Genomic DNA, 494 nt, shown 5'->3' with positions numbered 1-494 from the left:
GGGGATCCCGATGACCGTATGACGGCCGCTGGGGGTGATTCGTTGCACCAGGGATTTGAGGTTCATGAGCGCAGTACCACGCCGCTGTCGTCTTCCCACCAGACGTAGACCTGGTCACCCCAGGTCGGCCGTGTACCATGGCGCTCGGCGTTGGCGACGAAGGACTGCACCAGCTTGCCGCTCGGCAACTCGACGTAGAACACCGAGTGCCCGCCCAGGTAGGCGATGTCGTGGATCTTGCCGCTGGACCAGTTGTGTTGGCACTCGGGCTTTTGCAGGGTGACCAGCAGTTTCTCCGGGCGAATCGCATAGGTGATCGACTTGTCCTGCACCGAGGTGCTGACGCCATGGCCGACGTAGATATCGCGGTCCAGGTCCTTGCAATCGATGACGGCGTGGCCCTCGGCATCGTCGATGACCGTGCCGTCGAAGGTGTTCACGTTACCGATGAACTCGCAGACCATCCGGCTGACCGGGGTTTCGTAGATGTCCAC

General features: G+C 61.7%; 1 protein-coding gene. It reads right to left on the bottom strand.

The window, feature by feature from the left end; all coding sequences use genetic code 11:
- Window positions 1-62 precede the first annotated feature (62 nt).
- On the bottom strand, window positions 63-494 hold a 432-nt coding region (locus M5B99_RS29800), incomplete at its 5' end, for a TOBE domain-containing protein (protein WP_248807480.1).

This window comes from Pseudomonas sp. MWU13-2100, from assembly GCF_023242365.1.
Taxonomy (GTDB): Bacteria; Pseudomonadota; Gammaproteobacteria; order Pseudomonadales; family Pseudomonadaceae; genus Aquipseudomonas.
This window is presented reverse-complemented; position numbering and strand designations above follow the sequence as displayed.